At 63.8% G+C, this 13,775-nt stretch carries 15 protein-coding genes; 1 reads left to right on the forward strand and 14 read right to left on the reverse strand.

From position 1 onward, the window contains the following. Positions 1 to 102 precede the first annotated feature (102 nt). The 9 genes from hpaA to ACMGGK_RS20665 form a co-directional block, all read right to left on the reverse strand. Positions 103 to 999, reverse strand: coding sequence for a 4-hydroxyphenylacetate catabolism regulatory protein HpaA (gene hpaA, locus ACMGGK_RS20625; RefSeq protein WP_004933161.1), 897 nt, complete (start codon positions 997 to 999; stop codon positions 103 to 105). 34 nt (positions 1,000 to 1,033) lie between these two features. After that, positions 1,034 to 2,404, reverse strand: a complete 1,371-nt coding sequence (hpaX, locus tag ACMGGK_RS20630) for a 4-hydroxyphenylacetate permease (RefSeq protein ID WP_420277163.1) — start codon at positions 2,402 to 2,404, stop codon at positions 1,034 to 1,036. Between the two features lie 3 nt (positions 2,405 to 2,407). Further along, on the reverse strand, positions 2,408 to 3,202 hold the full coding sequence (gene hpaI / locus ACMGGK_RS20635) for a 4-hydroxy-2-oxoheptanedioate aldolase (protein WP_033631724.1): 795 nt from the start codon (positions 3,200 to 3,202) through the stop codon (positions 2,408 to 2,410). A gap of 76 nt (positions 3,203 to 3,278) precedes the next feature. Then, the gene (gene hpaH, locus ACMGGK_RS20640) at positions 3,279 to 4,082 is read right to left on the reverse strand and encodes a 2-oxo-hept-4-ene-1,7-dioate hydratase (protein WP_004933170.1); all 804 of its coding nucleotides are present in this window, start codon (positions 4,080 to 4,082) and stop codon (positions 3,279 to 3,281) included. A gap of 14 nt (positions 4,083 to 4,096) precedes the next feature. Then, a complete protein-coding gene (locus ACMGGK_RS20645; protein WP_033638797.1) occupies positions 4,097 to 4,483 on the reverse strand; it encodes a 5-carboxymethyl-2-hydroxymuconate Delta-isomerase in 387 nt (128 codons plus the stop codon). A gap of 50 nt (positions 4,484 to 4,533) precedes the next feature. Beyond that, entirely contained in the window at positions 4,534 to 5,607 is a 1,074-nt protein-coding gene (hpaD, locus tag ACMGGK_RS20650) for a 3,4-dihydroxyphenylacetate 2,3-dioxygenase (RefSeq protein ID WP_004933173.1), read from the reverse strand. Between the two features lie 37 nt (positions 5,608 to 5,644). After that, the gene (gene hpaE / locus ACMGGK_RS20655) at positions 5,645 to 7,099 is read right to left on the reverse strand and encodes a 5-carboxymethyl-2-hydroxymuconate semialdehyde dehydrogenase (RefSeq protein ID WP_033631722.1); all 1,455 of its coding nucleotides are present in this window, start codon (positions 7,097 to 7,099) and stop codon (positions 5,645 to 5,647) included. Next, positions 7,096 to 7,860, reverse strand: coding sequence for a fumarylacetoacetate hydrolase family protein (locus tag ACMGGK_RS20660; protein WP_151254771.1), 765 nt, complete (start codon positions 7,858 to 7,860; stop codon positions 7,096 to 7,098). Before ACMGGK_RS20660 ends, hpaE begins: the two co-directional genes overlap by 4 nt. Beyond that, complete coding sequence (locus tag ACMGGK_RS20665; protein ID WP_151254770.1) at positions 7,857 to 8,489, reverse strand: fumarylacetoacetate hydrolase family protein; 633 nt, start codon at positions 8,487 to 8,489, stop codon at positions 7,857 to 7,859. Before ACMGGK_RS20665 ends, ACMGGK_RS20660 begins: the two co-directional genes overlap by 4 nt. Positions 8,490 to 8,816: 327 nt before the next feature. Between ACMGGK_RS20665 and hpaR the strand changes: the two genes are divergently transcribed. Then, the gene (gene hpaR / locus ACMGGK_RS20670) at positions 8,817 to 9,269 is read left to right on the forward strand and encodes a homoprotocatechuate degradation operon regulator HpaR (protein WP_004933183.1); all 453 of its coding nucleotides are present in this window, start codon (positions 8,817 to 8,819) and stop codon (positions 9,267 to 9,269) included. A 56-nt stretch (positions 9,270 to 9,325) separates the two neighbouring features. On the opposite strand, the gene ACMGGK_RS20675 is transcribed toward hpaR, so the two are convergent. Genes ACMGGK_RS20675 through ACMGGK_RS20695 form a run of 5 tightly spaced genes read right to left on the reverse strand, consistent with a single transcriptional unit; the run spans position 9,326 to position 13,764 of the window. After that, positions 9,326 to 10,117 (reverse strand): SDR family oxidoreductase, encoded by a 792-nt coding sequence (locus tag ACMGGK_RS20675; RefSeq protein ID WP_420277164.1) that lies wholly within the window; start codon positions 10,115 to 10,117, stop codon positions 9,326 to 9,328. Between the two features lie 4 nt (positions 10,118 to 10,121). Further along, positions 10,122 to 10,919 carry a MoaF C-terminal domain-containing protein gene (locus ACMGGK_RS20680; protein WP_420277165.1) on the reverse strand — a complete coding sequence of 266 codons (798 nt, stop codon included), beginning with the start codon at positions 10,917 to 10,919 and terminating at the stop codon, positions 10,122 to 10,124. Positions 10,920 to 10,930: 11 nt separating this feature from the next. Further along, on the reverse strand, positions 10,931 to 11,713 hold the full coding sequence (locus ACMGGK_RS20685; protein ID WP_420277166.1) for an SDR family NAD(P)-dependent oxidoreductase: 783 nt from the start codon (positions 11,711 to 11,713) through the stop codon (positions 10,931 to 10,933). Then, positions 11,706 to 12,296 carry a DUF3156 family protein gene (locus tag ACMGGK_RS20690; protein WP_079450058.1) on the reverse strand — a complete coding sequence of 197 codons (591 nt, stop codon included), beginning with the start codon at positions 12,294 to 12,296 and terminating at the stop codon, positions 11,706 to 11,708. Before ACMGGK_RS20690 ends, ACMGGK_RS20685 begins: the two co-directional genes overlap by 8 nt. Next, positions 12,271 to 13,764, reverse strand: coding sequence for an APC family permease (locus ACMGGK_RS20695; protein ID WP_016929198.1), 1,494 nt, complete (start codon positions 13,762 to 13,764; stop codon positions 12,271 to 12,273). The genes ACMGGK_RS20690 and ACMGGK_RS20695 overlap by 26 nt, the downstream gene beginning before the upstream one ends. Positions 13,765 to 13,775 lie beyond the last annotated feature (11 nt).

A 13,775-nucleotide genomic window follows, 5' to 3' on the forward strand; every position in this document is an offset into this window, starting at 1 on the left:
TTAATTGAAGCTGCCAAAGCCGGTTTCGAGAAGAGACTTTTGCGGCAATCGCCGGTACTTTTCAGGTCAGTTTGCCGCTTTCGCGGCAAACTGTGATCGCGGTTACGAAAGGGCGTGTTGCGCCGCGCGGTAGGTCGAGGGGGAACAGCCTTCCAGCCGATTGAAAAAACGGGCGAAATAGGCCGGATCCTTGAAGCCGAGGCTGTAGGCGGTTTCATGCACCGTGCAGGCGCTGAACAGCAGCATGCGCTTGGCCTCGCGCAGCAGCCGATCGAAGATCAGCCGTTTGGGCGGCCGGTTGGCGAAGCGCCGACACAGATCGTTGAGCCGCGATTCAGTCACCCCCAACGCCTGCGCATACTCCGGCACCGGCAGGTGCTCGCGAAAACGCTCGTCCACCATCTTGTTGAAGCGCTGGAACAGCTGCAGTTCGCCACGCACGCCGCTGTTGGCGCTGTCTTCCAGCGCGGTATTGCGCAACAGCAACGTGAACACCGCCTGCGCCAGCAGCGCCAGCGTCTGTTCACGCCCGGCCAGGTTCTGCGCGAACTCGCGGCGGATCAGCGCCCAATAGTGGCTGAGCGCCGTCAGCTCCTGCGGCGCGTCGGCCAGCGACAGGCAGATGCCCGGCATGTCCAGCGCCAGGTTGCTGCCGGGGTACAGGCGCTCCAGCAGCGGCCAAATCAACTCCTGACGCACCGTCAGCACGTGGCCGTCGCTGTCCGGTTCGGTGAAGAACGCATGCGGCACCGACGGCGGCGTGAGGATGAACAGCGGCGCCTGCACCGAATAGTGCTGATCGTCGAGCTGCAGCTCTATCTTGCCGGTCTCCAGAAAATGCACCTGGAAGAAGCAGTCGTGCCAGTGCACCTGCATGTCGCGGCCGAAGAATGCCGCCAGCCCGGCGAAGGTTTCGTAGTGCACCTCGTCGGCGGCGTAGCGCGCGTCATACTCTTTGCAAATATCGATGTTGGCGATAAAACCGGTACTTTTCCGCACCTCATGACCTCCTGCAATCCTGCCTGTCTGCGTATCAAGGCGTCGCTCTCGGGCGCGAATCCTTCATCGGGATGCGCCACACCAGCACGGCACCGACGATCAACAGCGCCGAGACGAAATACAGCCCGGAGTTGAAGCTGCCGGTCATGTCCTTGAACCAGCCGATCAACAGCGGGCTGAGCGCCGAACCGATGTTGCCGGTGGCGTTGATCACGGCGATCCCCACCGCCCGCGCTTCCAGGCTGATCGACTGATCCGGCGTGGTCCAGAAGATCGCCATGGCGGTAAAGGAACCGACCGACGCCATCACGATCCCCAGCAGTTGGATCAGGCTGTGATCGGTGGCGGACGCCAGCAGCCAGCCGGCGGCGGCGAACAGGTACGGCAGCGCGGTGTGATGCTTGCGCTCCTGCAGCCGGTCGGATCGTTTGCTCCACCACACCATGCCGGCGATGGTGCAGATCTGCGGGATCGCCGCCAGAATGCCGATCGTCACGTTGCTGCTGCCCTGGTTGAAGCTCTGCAGGATCTGCGGCGTCCAGATATTGATCGCGCTCAGGGTGTTGGTCAGGCAGAAATAGGCCAGCGTATACATCAACACAATCGGCGTGAAAATCTCGCGCCACAGGCTGCGCTGCTGCAGCGCGCGGTGGCTGCTCGGCCCGTTGGGCTGCACCAGCTGCAGCTTGTCGGCCTCCATCATCGCCTTCAGGCTGGCTTTTTCCTCGTCGGTCAGCCACTTGGCCTTAGCCGGCGTGTCGTCGAGGTAGAACCACACCACCACGCCCAGCAGCACCGACGGAATGCCTTCCAGCAGGAACAGCCACTGCCAGCCCTTCAGGTTCATCACCCCGTCCAGCGCCAGAATATAGCCGGAGACCAGCGAGCCGATCGCCATGGTCACCGGCATGGCGATCATGAACAAGGCGTTGGCGCGGGCGCGGTAGAACGCCGGGAACCAGTAGGTGAGGTACACCAGAATGCCCGGCAGAAAGCCGGCCTCGGTGATGCCGACGATCATGCGCAGCACGTACAGGCTGGTCGGCCCGGTGGCGAACATGGTGCAGGTGGAGGCGACGCCCCACAGCACCATGATGGTGGCGATCCAGCGCCGCGCGCCGACCCTGCTCAGCATCATGTTGCTGGGAATGCCGAAGATCACGTAGGTGACATAGAACAACGTCGCCGCCAGCCCGAACATGGTCGAGCTGAGGCCGAGATCTTTGCCCATCGTCAGCCCGGCGAAGCCGATGTTGATGCGGTCGAGGAAAGAGAAAACAAACAACACGAACAGGAAAATGATCAGGCGCCGAAACAACTTTTTAATCACCGATTGCTCGGCGGCGGTTAACGCTTTATGTTGCTGCGCCGGGTTGGCCGGCGGCAGCGAATCGACGTGGTTCATGGTTCAGTAGACTCCCGATGAAGGTGCTTGCGCCCCGCCCTGTTTGAACTCGTCCGCCAGGGCTTCCGCCGCCCGCGCCAGCAGGGTGGTATCCACCCCTACCGCGACGAACAGCGCGCCGGCTTCCAGATAGCGCTGCGCCAGCGCCTTGTTGGCCATCAAAATGCCCGGCGCCTTGCCGGCGGCGCGGATGCGCGCGATGGCGTCATCGATGGTGCGCTGCACCTCCGGGTGCTGCGGATTGCCGGCGAAGCCCATGTCGGCGCTGAGATCCGCCGGGCCGATGAACACGCCGTCCACCCCTTCCACCTGCAGAATGGCGTCGAGGTTTTTCACCGCCTCGCGGGTTTCAATCTGCACCAGCACGCACATCTGCTCGTCGGCCTGCTGCAGGTAATCGGGCACCCGGTTCCAGCGCGAAGCGCGCGCCAGGGCGCTGCCGACGCCGCGCACGCCGTGCGGCGGATAGCGCGTGGCGCGCACCGCGTCGCGCGCCTGTTCGGCGTTCTGAATCATCGGGATCAATAAGGTTTGCGCGCCGACGTCCAGCAGTTGCTTGATGATCACCGCGTCGTTCCACGGCGGCCGCACCACCGGCTGGCTGGGGTAAGGGGCGACCGCCTGCAGCTGCCCCAGCACCGTCTGCACGTTGTTGGGCGCATGTTCGCCGTCGATCAGCAGCCAGTCGAAACCGGCGCCGGCCAGCAGCTCGGCGCTGTAGCTGCTGCACAACCCGAGCCACAGCCCGATCTGCGGGCGTTTTTCCTGCAGCGCTCGCTTGAAGTGGTTGGTTAACATCGCATTCTCCCTGACAAGCGGGCGCGTCGCGTGGCCCCCGCCCGGTTATTGCGGCTCGGTTCGCCGAGCCTGCTTATTAGACGAAGCGGCAGCTGATGCAGCCCATCGGGCCGTAATCGACGTGGAAAGTATCGCCGCGCCGCGCCGGCACCGGCCGGGTGAAGGAACCGCCGAGGATCACCTGCCCCGCTTCCAGCTCCACCTCATACGGCGCCAGCTTGTTGGCCAGCCAGGCCACGCCGTTGGCCGGGTGGTTGAGCACCGCCGCCGCCACGCCGGACTCTTCAATCACGCCGTTGCGGTACAGCAGCGCAGAGATCCAGCGCAGATCCAGCGCATCCGGCTTGATCGGCCGCCCGCCCATCACCACCCCGGCGTTGGCGGCGTTGTCGGAGATGGTGTCGAACACCTTGCGCGGCCGCTGCGTCTCGGGATCGACGTTGTGGCTGCGCGCGTCGATGATCTCCAGCGCCGGAATGACGTAGTCGGTGGCGTTGTAGACGTCGAACAGCGTGCAGTTCGGCCCGCGCAGCGGCTTGGCCAGCACGAACGCCAGCTCCACTTCCACCCGCGGCACGATGAAGCGATCGATCGGAATGTCGCTGCCGTCGTTGAAGAACATGTCGTCCAGCAGCGCGCCGTAATCCGGCTCGGTGATCTGCGAGCTCACCTGCATGGCGCGCGAGGTCAGGCCGATCTTGTGGCCTTTGAGCGTGCGCCCCTCGGCGATCTTCAGTTCTACCCACTGCCGCTGAATGGCATAGGCGTCTTCAATGGTGATCTCGGGATGATCGAGCGACAGCGCGCGGATCTGCTCACGGCTCTTTTCCGCCTGATGCAGACGCTGCACGGCGCGGTTAACCTGCTCTTTATCCAGCATTTACGACCCCTTATTCACGCCTTATTGAACAGCGCGTGGACATTGTTCTGTTTGTAATTCAGCACCGGATCCAGCTCTTCCATGGTGAAAGAGAGCGCCAGGTAACGCTGCGCCATCAGCGCGGCGAAGTGTTCCTTGATCAGCGTAAACAGCATCTCGCCCACCTGCTGACGGCTTTCCAGACTGCGGCCGTGGCCGATCTTCAGCGTCATGTGCACGAAGGCGTAATCCTGCTTGCCGTCGGCCATTTGCCAGGTATCGAGCCAGATGGCGCGGCTGCGCACGCCGGCCAGCGGGAAGATGCCGGTCGCCGCCAGCGCCTCGTTGACCTTGGCGAACAGGGTGGGCAAATCCGCCTCGCGGCGGATGTTGTCGGTACATTCAGCGTAAAAATGGGGCATAGCGTTCTCCACACGGCGCATAGGCGCGGGCGAGGCCCGCGCAGCAGCATTTACAGCGTATTGCCAAGTTTGAAACCTTTTTCCGTATCGCCCTCGCGGGTATAGGAAAAACCGTCTGCGCCGATGGTGACGGCCATTTCGCTGGGCGCGCTGCGTTCGATGACCGGCTGCGGCTGCCCATCGAGATCCAACACCAGCGATCCTTCGGTGTACCAGCTCGGCACCACCGGATTACCCCACCAGTCGCGGCGCTGGTTGTCATGCACGTCCCAGGTCACGGTCGGGTTGTCCGGATCGCCGGTGTAGTAATCCTGCGTGTAGATTTCCACACGGTGGCCATCAGGATCGCGCAGGTAGAGATAGAACGCGTTGGAGACGCCGTGACGGCCAGGGCCGCGTTCGATCAAATCGGATTTGCGCAGCGCGCCGAGCTTGTCGCAGATGGCCAAAATGTTGTGTTTTTCATGGGTGGCGAAGGCGATGTGGTGCATGCGCGGCCCGGCGCCGCCGGTCATCGCGGTATCGTGCACCGTCGCCTTGCGGCGCATCCAGGCGGCGTAAACCACGCCGTCTTCATCGCGGATGTCTTCCGTCACGCGGAAACCCAGCCCCTGGATATATTCCACGGCGCGCGGCACATCAGGGGTGATTTGGTTAAAGTGGTCGAGGCGCACCAGCGCGCCCGGCGTATACAGATCGTAACGCCAGGCCAGACGCTCGACGTGCTGCACATCGTAGAAAAACTCATACGGGAAACCGAGCGGATCTTCTACCCGCACCGCATCGCCGATGCCTTTGGCGAACCCGTTCACCCGCCGCTCGGTGCGGCAGCCAAGCGCCTTGAAATACGCTTCGGCGCGATCGACGTCTTCCGGCGTGCGCACGCGGAAAGCAAACGCCGCCACGGCGGCGACCGGGCCTTCGCGCAGCACCAGGTTATGGTGAATGAACTCCTCCATCGAACGCAGGTAGAGGGTTTTGTCATCTTCGGCGGTTACGACCAGGCCGAGGATATCGACGTAAAATTCGCGTGCGGCTTTAAGGTTCGTGACCTGAATCTCCATGTAGGCACAGCGCACGACGTCGGGAGCAGGGACAGCATTAGTGGTCAGTTTTGTCGTCATTGTTCTCATCTCTTTCGTTATTATTGTGGCCTGAGGCTCAGACGCCCCATTTCGGGATCGGGTGGTCACCCATGGAAATGCACACGTTCTTCATTTCGGCGAACACTTCGAAGCTGTATTCGCCGCCTTCGCGGCCGGTGCCGGAGGCTTTCACGCCGCCGAACGGTTGGCGCAGATCGCGTACGTTTTGGGTGTTGACGAAAACCATGCCCGCTTCGATGCCGCGGGCCAGGCGCAGAACCTTGCTCACATCCTGCGTCCAGATGTACGACGCCAGGCCGTACTCCACGTCGTTGGCCATGCGCAGGCCGTCTTCTTCTGATTTGAACGGCAGCAGGCAGGCCACCGGCCCGAAGATCTCCTCCTGCGCCACGCGCATCCGATTGTCGACATCCGCCAGCACCGTCGGGCGCAGGAAGTTGCCGTGGCTCAAGCCGGCCGGTTTATCCGGGCCGCCGGCCAACAGGGTCGCCCCTTCCTCCACCCCGAGGCGGATATAGCCGGAAACTTTTTCCCAGTGCTGAGGGCTGATCAGCGCCCCCACCTGGGTGTTGGGATCTTGCGGATCGCCGACGCGCAGACGGTTGGCGCGCTCGGCGAAGCGTTTGACGAATTCCGGGTAGATGCTCTCCTGAATAAAGATGCGCGAACCGGCGGTGCAGCGTTCGCCGTTGATCGAGAAGATGGTGAACAGCGCGGCGTCGAGCGCCCGCTCGATGTCGGCGTCTTCAAAGATCAGCACCGGCGACTTGCCGCCGAGCTCCATGGAGAATTTCTTCAGCCCGGCGCTTTCGATGATGCGGCGGCCGGTGGCGGTGCCGCCGGTGAAGGAGACCGCGCGCACGTCTTTATGGCGCACCAATGCGTCGCCGGCGGTGGCGCCGTAGCCCTGCACCACGTTCAGCACCCCGGCCGGAATGCCGGCTTCCAGCGCCAGCTCGCCCAGGCGATCGGCGCTCAGCGGCGACAGTTCGGACATTTTCAGCACCGCCGTGTTGCCCAGCGCCAGGCAAGGCGCAGTTTTCCAGGTGGCGGTCATGAACGGCACGTTCCACGGCGACACCAGCGCGCAGACCCCCACCGGCTGCACCAGCGTGTAGTTGAGCATCTTGTCGTCCACCGGGTAGGTCTTGCCGTTCATCTGCTGGCACACCTCGGCGAAGAATTCGAAGTTGTGCGAGGCGCGCGGGATCAGCACGTTTTTGGTCTGATGGATCGGCAGGCCGGTGTCGGCAGTTTCCATTTCGGCGATCTGCGGCACGTTCTGGTCGATCAGTTCACCCAGACGGCGCATCAGGCGCGCGCGCTCTTTCATCGGCGTATTCGCCCACTTGGGGAACGCCTCTTTCGCGGCCGCCACCGCCTGGTCGATCTCCAGCTGGCCGCCGGAGGCCACCTCCGCCAGCACCTCGCCGTTCGCCGGGTTGGTGGTGGTGAAATACTCTTTGCTGGCGACGTTCTTGCCGTTGATCCAGTGGTTGATGGTTTTCATCGCAGGCTCTCCTCGTAATCTTTTTCACTGATAATGTGGTTAACCAAACGGCCGATGCCTTCGATCTCCACCACCACTTCGTCGCCCGGCCGCACGTCGGCCAGCCCTTTCGGCGTGCCGGTGGCGATCATGTCGCCCGGCTGAAGCGTCATGAATTCGCTCAGGTAGGCGATCAGGAACGGAATGTCGAAAATCATGTCGGCGGTGCTGCCGCGCTGGCGCAGCTCGCCGTTGACGTAGGTGCTGAGCGCCAGCCGGTGCGGATCGGCGACGTCGTCGCGATCGACGATATACGGCCCGATCGGCGTCAGGGTATCGCGGCTCTTCACCCGCAGATTCGGCCGGTAGTAGTTTTCCAGGTAGTCGCGGATGGCGTAGTCGTTGCACAGGGTGTAACCCGCCACATACTCCATGGCGCGCTCGCGGCTGACGTTGCGTGCGGTCTTGCCGATCACCGCCACCAGCTCGGCTTCGTAATGCATGTACTCCACGTCGGCCGGACGCACCGATACCTGACGATGGCCGGTCAGAGTGTTCGGCGCCTTGAGGAACACCAGCGGCTCTTCCGGCGCCTTGAATTCCAGCTCGCTGGCGTGGTCGGCATAGTTCAGCCCCAGGGCGAACACCGTGCCCTGCGCCGGCGGCAGCCATTCCACTTCGCGCTCCTGCAGCACCTCGCCGTTCGGCAACGTGACGCGCAGCTGGTCGTCCACCGGAACGTTGACGATCTGGCCATGATGGCGAATACGGGCATGTTTCATGATGCGGCTCCTGCCTGGGTGACGCGGTTGCTCAGAGTGGGCAGGCCGGCGGCGCGCACCGTCACCTCATCCCCCGGTTTGATCGCCACCCGCTGGTGCGGGGTGCCGATCAGCACCGCATCGCCCGGCTGCAGGGTGATGAAATCGCTGATGGCGGCGATCAGCTCCGGCACCGAGCGCACCAGATCGGCGGTGGACCAGCGATCCTGCTCCACGCCGTTGATCTCGGTGACGATCTCCAGCCGATCGGCATTCTCCAGCTGGCCGATCTCTCCCAGCGGGCAGAACCCGTCGCGGCATTTGGCCTTGATCGCCGGGCGGTAGAAGCTGCTTTCCGGCAGGCTGACGTCGTTGGCCAACGCATACCCGGCCAGATAACGACCCACCTGCACCGCCGGCACCTTGCGCGCGGTATCGCCGATGATCACCGCCAGCGTGCCGCCGCTCTGCACGGTTTCACCGGCCGGAAACGGGATCGCCCCGCCGTTGGCGAGGTGGGTGTTGCGCGGTTTGATAAACCACACCGGGGTTTTGGGCGGGGTCTGGTACGGCGGCTGGTGAAACGCCTGATCCCAGGCGTCCAGTTGGCTGCGGTGGTTCAGCGCAACGGAAAATACGGTGCCTTTCATGCGAACTCCTCCAATGGCAAAACATGACAACCGGCATTCATTAACATATTAATGATTACTTTTATACGCTGTGCAGCTTTTACGCAACGCGCTTGGAATGATTTGTGATCGTGATAACAAAATATTCACAAACAACGAACATTGGCGTGATTATTCAACGCATTAATCATTTTTCTCGCCATTTTTCGCTGCGCCGCGCATTTTTGCTTTATCCCTACGGGTAACTTTGGCTACTATTAAGTTATTAACAAAATCGGGCTTTGCGGGGCAGGCGCCCCCATGACGAGCGCCGTAACAGCGAACACCTTGATAGCTAAGGCCAAACTTATGCATGAATCGTTAACCATCGCCCTGCTGCAGGCGCGTGAAACCGCCATGGGGTTCTTCCGCCCGATCCTGAAAAGCCACAACCTGACCGAACAGCAGTGGCGCATCATCCGCGTGCTGGCCAACAGCCGTTCGATCGAATTCCACGAACTGGCGGCGGAAACCTGCATCCTGCGTCCCAGCCTGACCGGCATTCTGTCGCGCATGGAGCGTGATAAGCTGATCTTCCGCCTCAAGCCGGTTAACGATCAGCGCAAGCTGTACGTGTCGCTGACCCAACAGGGCCAGGATCTGTATGAAGTGGCGCGCCACCAGGTGGAACAGGGCTACGCCGAGATTGAAGCCGCTTTCTCGCGGCAGAAAATGGACCAACTGATGACGTTGCTGGACGAGCTGATCACCCTGGGCGACAGCCTGCCCGCCAACGTCACCGCGCATCCCGCCAAGCAGTGATTTAACCAACCGGAATTCTCAAATTAATTGGCGTTGCAGCCAACAACGCTGCAGCGTCAAGTAAGCAGAGAATTCGTTTCCGGCAACAGCGCACCGCCGTCCACCACCAGCGTCTGGCCGGTGATGTAGGCCGCCGCCGGCGAGGCGAGAAACACCATCGCCGCGGCGATGTCTTCCGGTTCCCCCAGCCGCCCGAGCGGCACCGCAGCGGCGATCGCCTGATTCACCTGCGCATCGCCCAGGTTGGCCATCGCCGGCGTGCGGATCATCCCCGGCTCCACGCCGTTGACGCGAATATTCTCCGCCGCCAGCTCCAGCGCCGCCGCGCGAATAAACCCGTTCACCCCGGCCTTGGAGGCGGCGTAGTGCGCCAGCCCCGGATACGCCACCCGCGGGCCGGTCACCGACGAGGTCACCAGCAGGCTGCCGCCGCCGGCACGGCGCATCCACGGCAGCGCCGCCTGCGCCAGAAAGAACGGCGCCATCAGATTGACGCTCAGCGTGCGTTGCAGCAGGGCCGCGTCGATGGCAGCGAACGGCGTCAGCGGAAAATAGGCGGCGTTGTGGATCACCACATCCAGCCGTTGATGCCGCTCGCCCACCGCCGCCACCAACTCGGCTATCTGCCCCGGCTCGGCCAGATCGCAGGCCAGCGCCTGCACGCTCCCCCCTTCGTCCCGCAGCGTTTGCGCCGTCGCCTGCGCCTGCGGCAACTGCACGTCCGCGATCGTCACCTCGGCGCCCAGCCGGGCAAAGGCGCTGACGATCGCCAGCCCAATGCCCTGCGCGCCGCCGGTCACCAGCACCACCTGCCCCGCAAAAGCATCGGCCGCATAGGTTGCGCTCATCGCCCTATCCTCGCGGGTGGCGCGTGGTGTTCAGCACCTGCGCATGGGCGCCCACCGCAAAGTTGCTCAGCGCGCTGAAATCGCTGCCCTGATAACCGAGGATCTTGCCGTCGGTGCGCATGCCCTGCAGATCGATCATCACCACCCCCAGCGTCGGAATGATCTTCTCGCGCCAGACGAACAGATAAAGCTGCTCCGCCACCTTCACGTAGTGGCAGCGATCCACGTCCGCCAGCCCTTTCTCCACCCCGTCCAGACACTGCCAGGCGTAGAAGTTGTCGTTCAGGTAGATGTGCTCGTACCGTTCGGTCGGGCTGTAGGTGTACATATTGCGCATGCCGATCAGCTCATCGGTAAAGCCCGGCGGCGCCACGTCGGCGTCATCCAGCGTGCCGAAGCGGAATTCGGCCTCGACCGCGGTCAGCGGCAGCCCCTGTTCCACCCGGCTGAAGGCGTCGAGCCGCGCCTGCGCTTCGTCCGGCAGTTGGCCGTACACCGCGCTGAAGTTGCCCTGATTGCGGTCGTACACCAGCGTAATGCTGGCGTTGGCGCGGGCGGGATCGAGAAAATCGATGAACAACACGCCGGGGCGAATGCTGGTGGCGCGATAGGCGATACCGCGCCGTTCCCCCCACTCCAGCGTCTGCTCATCGGTAAACCGACAGCGCTGCGTCGCGCCGTCGCTGAAACGCAGCGTCAGCGTGGTGCCCGCCAGCCCGTGCTGGTGTTCCAGCGTGTTGCTGTGCGGCGCAAAGCCTTCCGCCAGCGCGCCAACCTGAATGAATACCGCTTCTGAACTCATGGAAATGCTCCTTACAGGGAAGTGAAAGCCAATGTCGGCACATCGACGATGGTGGAGCCGCCGTCGGCCACCAGCGCCGCGCCGGTAATGATTGAAGCCTCGCTGGAACAGAGGAAACGGCAGACGCGGGCGATCTCCTCGGCGCTGGCCGGCCGGCGCAGCGGCACGTCGCGGCAGACCATCTGGTAAGCCTGCTCCAGCGAAATCTGATGGGCGTCCATCAGCAGTTGCATCTCGTCGTCCGCCATCGGCGTGGTCACCCAGCCCGGGCACACCGCGTTGGCGCGCACGCCCAGCGGGCCATAGTCGCGGGCGATGGAGCGCATCAGCCCGATCAGCGCGTGCTTGGCGGTGACGTAGCCGCAGACCTCCGGCCCGGCGGCCAGCGAGGCGATAGAGGCCACGAACAGCAGGTTGCCGCCGCTCTTGATCAGCTCCGGCAGGCAGGCGCGCGCGCTGGCGAAAGCGCTGTTGAGGTTGCTGTCCATCGCCCCTTGCCACTGCGCGTCGCTCATCTCGGTAATGCGCTTGAAGCCCATGCCACCGGCGCTGCCGATCAGGCAGTCGATGCGCCCGGCGTCGCGCAGAATGGCCGGCAGCAACGTGTGGGCCCAGCTCTCGCCGCTGGCGGCGTCACCCACCAGCGCCTGCGCGCCGATCTCATGCGCCAGCGCCGCCAGCGGTTCCGGGCGGCGGCCGATGATGAACACCCGATCGCCCTGCGCCGCCAGCAGACGGGCGCAGGCGGCGCCGACGCCGGTGCCGCCGCCGGTAATCACAACCACTCTATTCATGATTCAGCTTCTCCATCAGTTGGCCGATCATCAGCAGGCTGCTCAACAGCAACCGCCGCTGTTCGGCATCCAGCCGCAGATAGCGGCGGCCGGCCGGCACGCGGCTGACCACCTCCGACGCGGCGAAATGCTCGATATCCACCTGCCAGCGCCCGTCGTTCACCGTCAGCCGCACGCGGCGAAAATCCAGCTGCGCCAGCGTCTCGCCGATCTGCGGGTAGCGCTGCAGGCCGGCCAGCAACCGCTGCGCGGCCGTATGGCGCTGACGCAGCAGATAGCGCACCCCGCGCCGCCGCAGCCAACCGCCGGCCACCACGTCCAGCGTCAGCGGAGGCTGCGCTGCGCATGCGCCCTGCAGCCGAAAACGGTGGCTGACGATATGCGCCATAAACAGCCCCTGCACCTGTTCGCTGACCTCGATCTGCGTCCCCTGCGGCAGCGTCAGCCGCAGCAGGCCCGGCGCCAGGCGTTCGCACGCGTAGGGTTCCAGGTTGCGCGCCAGACGATCCAGCGCGGCGCCCGGCCGATAGCCCGACGGCGCTCGCCGCCAGGCGCGATTAAGTGAGGGAAGTAAGCCGATCAAACTGCGCCTCCTCGTTTTCACCCTTGGCGAACGCGTTCTCCAGCACCTGTTCGACCGGCACCGGCTTGAACGGATTCACTTTCTGCACGCACAGCGTCCAGAACAGCGCATAGGCGGCGGTCAGGCCGATCATCCAGCCGAAGGGAATGTAGACGTCGCGCGGATTCATCCCCGGCGGCGTGATGTAGACGATGGCCAGCACGATGCCGACGCTGGAGACGATCTGCGGCAGCGGGAACCACGGCGATTTATAGGCGCGCGGCAGATCGGGGCGGCGCAGGCGCAGCAGCACCACCGAGCAGGTCACCAGCAGGTAGGCCACGCCCCAGGCGCACACCGCCGCCAGCACCAGCGGAATGATCTTGTCGAGGTTGCCCTGAATGGCGAAGGCGTGTACGCAGGGGATCAGGACCGCCACCAGAATGCCGACCACCGGCGTCTTAAAGCGCGGGTGCAGATAGGCGAACATGCGCGGCAACGCGCCGTCCAGCGCCATGCCGTACAGAATGCGCGGCACCGCCGCCATCAGCGTGTTGATGGTCGCCGCGCCCGCCAGCAGCAGGCCGACGCCCAGCCAGTATTTGCCGAACTGGCCCATCACCTGGCCGGCGAAGGCCGGGATGGCCATCGGCGTTTCCAGCAGGCGCGTGCCGCTGGCGGCGTCGATCACCACGTTTTCCACCTGGTGGCTGAGCGCCGCGCCGTACAGCGCCATGCACACCGCCACGCCGCACAGCCCGAGCGCCATCGCCCGCGGGATCACCCGATCGCAGCGTTTGATCTCCGGCGCCATCGGCGTCACCAGCTCACAGCCGACGAACATGAACATCGCCATGCCGATCAGACTGAACACCGCGAAGGGATCGTTCAGGCTCAGCGTGCTGCCGAACCAGCCCTCGAGCGGCACCGCATGCGGCGACAGCAGCCCGACGATGCCGAAAATCACCAGCGTGCTCCACATGGCGAAGGTCAGCACGATCTCCGCCTTGCCGAAGGCCTCGATGCCGAACGCGTTGAGCATGCCGAACACGACAACCAGCCCGACGCCGACCATCCAGGAGGCGTTGTGACTTTCCATCAGGGTGTTGAGGTGTTCGAAGTTCACCAGCGCCATGATGCCGGAGAGAATGGTCTCGGCGGTGCCGGCGAAGATGTGCACGATCAGGTAGGCCGACAGCGCGCCGGTGATGGCGAAAAAGCGCCCCATGCCGCAGGAAATGTAGTCGTAAACCGAACCGGAGGTCGGCAGCAACGCCGCCGCTTCGGAGAAAGTGGTGAGCTGCGCCTGCATCATGATGAAGGCGATCAGCATCGCCAGCGCGAAGGTATCGCCGCCGATGCCGAAGCCGCTGGTGACCGTCAGGATCACCGGGCTGGCCATGATCACCCCGACCGAACTGGCCAAGGTGGTGGGAAAGCCGACCTTGCCTCGAGCCAGGTGGGCGTGCAACCGCGACGACAGGTTCATGGTTATTTCCT

Source organism: Serratia sp. BNK-33-b, assembly GCF_048684565.1.
GTDB lineage: Bacteria > Pseudomonadota > Gammaproteobacteria > Enterobacterales > Enterobacteriaceae > Serratia > Serratia marcescens.

Excerpts from the sequence above, each read along its gene's own strand:
- hpaX (WP_420277163.1), bottom strand. The coding sequence starts at position 2,404 with ATGAACCACGTCGATTCGCTGCCGCCGGCCAACCCGGCGCAGCAACAT.
- hpaI (WP_033631724.1), bottom strand. The coding sequence starts at position 3,202 with ATGTTAACCAACCACTTCAAGCGAGCGCTGCAGGAAAAACGCCCGCAG.
- hpaH (WP_004933170.1), bottom strand. The coding sequence starts at position 4,082 with ATGCTGGATAAAGAGCAGGTTAACCGCGCCGTGCAGCGTCTGCATCAG.
- ACMGGK_RS20645 (WP_033638797.1), bottom strand. The coding sequence starts at position 4,483 with ATGCCCCATTTTTACGCTGAATGTACCGACAACATCCGCCGCGAGGCG.
- hpaD (WP_004933173.1), bottom strand. The coding sequence starts at position 5,607 with ATGACGACAAAACTGACCACTAATGCTGTCCCTGCTCCCGACGTCGTG.
- hpaE (WP_033631722.1), bottom strand. The coding sequence starts at position 7,099 with ATGAAAACCATCAACCACTGGATCAACGGCAAGAACGTCGCCAGCAAA.
- ACMGGK_RS20660 (WP_151254771.1), bottom strand. The coding sequence starts at position 7,860 with ATGAAACATGCCCGTATTCGCCATCATGGCCAGATCGTCAACGTTCCG.
- ACMGGK_RS20665 (WP_151254770.1), bottom strand. The coding sequence starts at position 8,489 with ATGAAAGGCACCGTATTTTCCGTTGCGCTGAACCACCGCAGCCAACTG.
- hpaR (WP_004933183.1), top strand. The coding sequence starts at position 8,817 with ATGCATGAATCGTTAACCATCGCCCTGCTGCAGGCGCGTGAAACCGCC.
- ACMGGK_RS20675 (WP_420277164.1), bottom strand. The coding sequence starts at position 10,117 with ATGAGCGCAACCTATGCGGCCGATGCTTTTGCGGGGCAGGTGGTGCTG.
- ACMGGK_RS20680 (WP_420277165.1), bottom strand. The coding sequence starts at position 10,919 with ATGAGTTCAGAAGCGGTATTCATTCAGGTTGGCGCGCTGGCGGAAGGC.
- ACMGGK_RS20685 (WP_420277166.1), bottom strand. The coding sequence starts at position 11,713 with ATGAATAGAGTGGTTGTGATTACCGGCGGCGGCACCGGCGTCGGCGCC.
- ACMGGK_RS20695 (WP_016929198.1), bottom strand. The coding sequence starts at position 13,764 with ATGAACCTGTCGTCGCGGTTGCACGCCCACCTGGCTCGAGGCAAGGTC.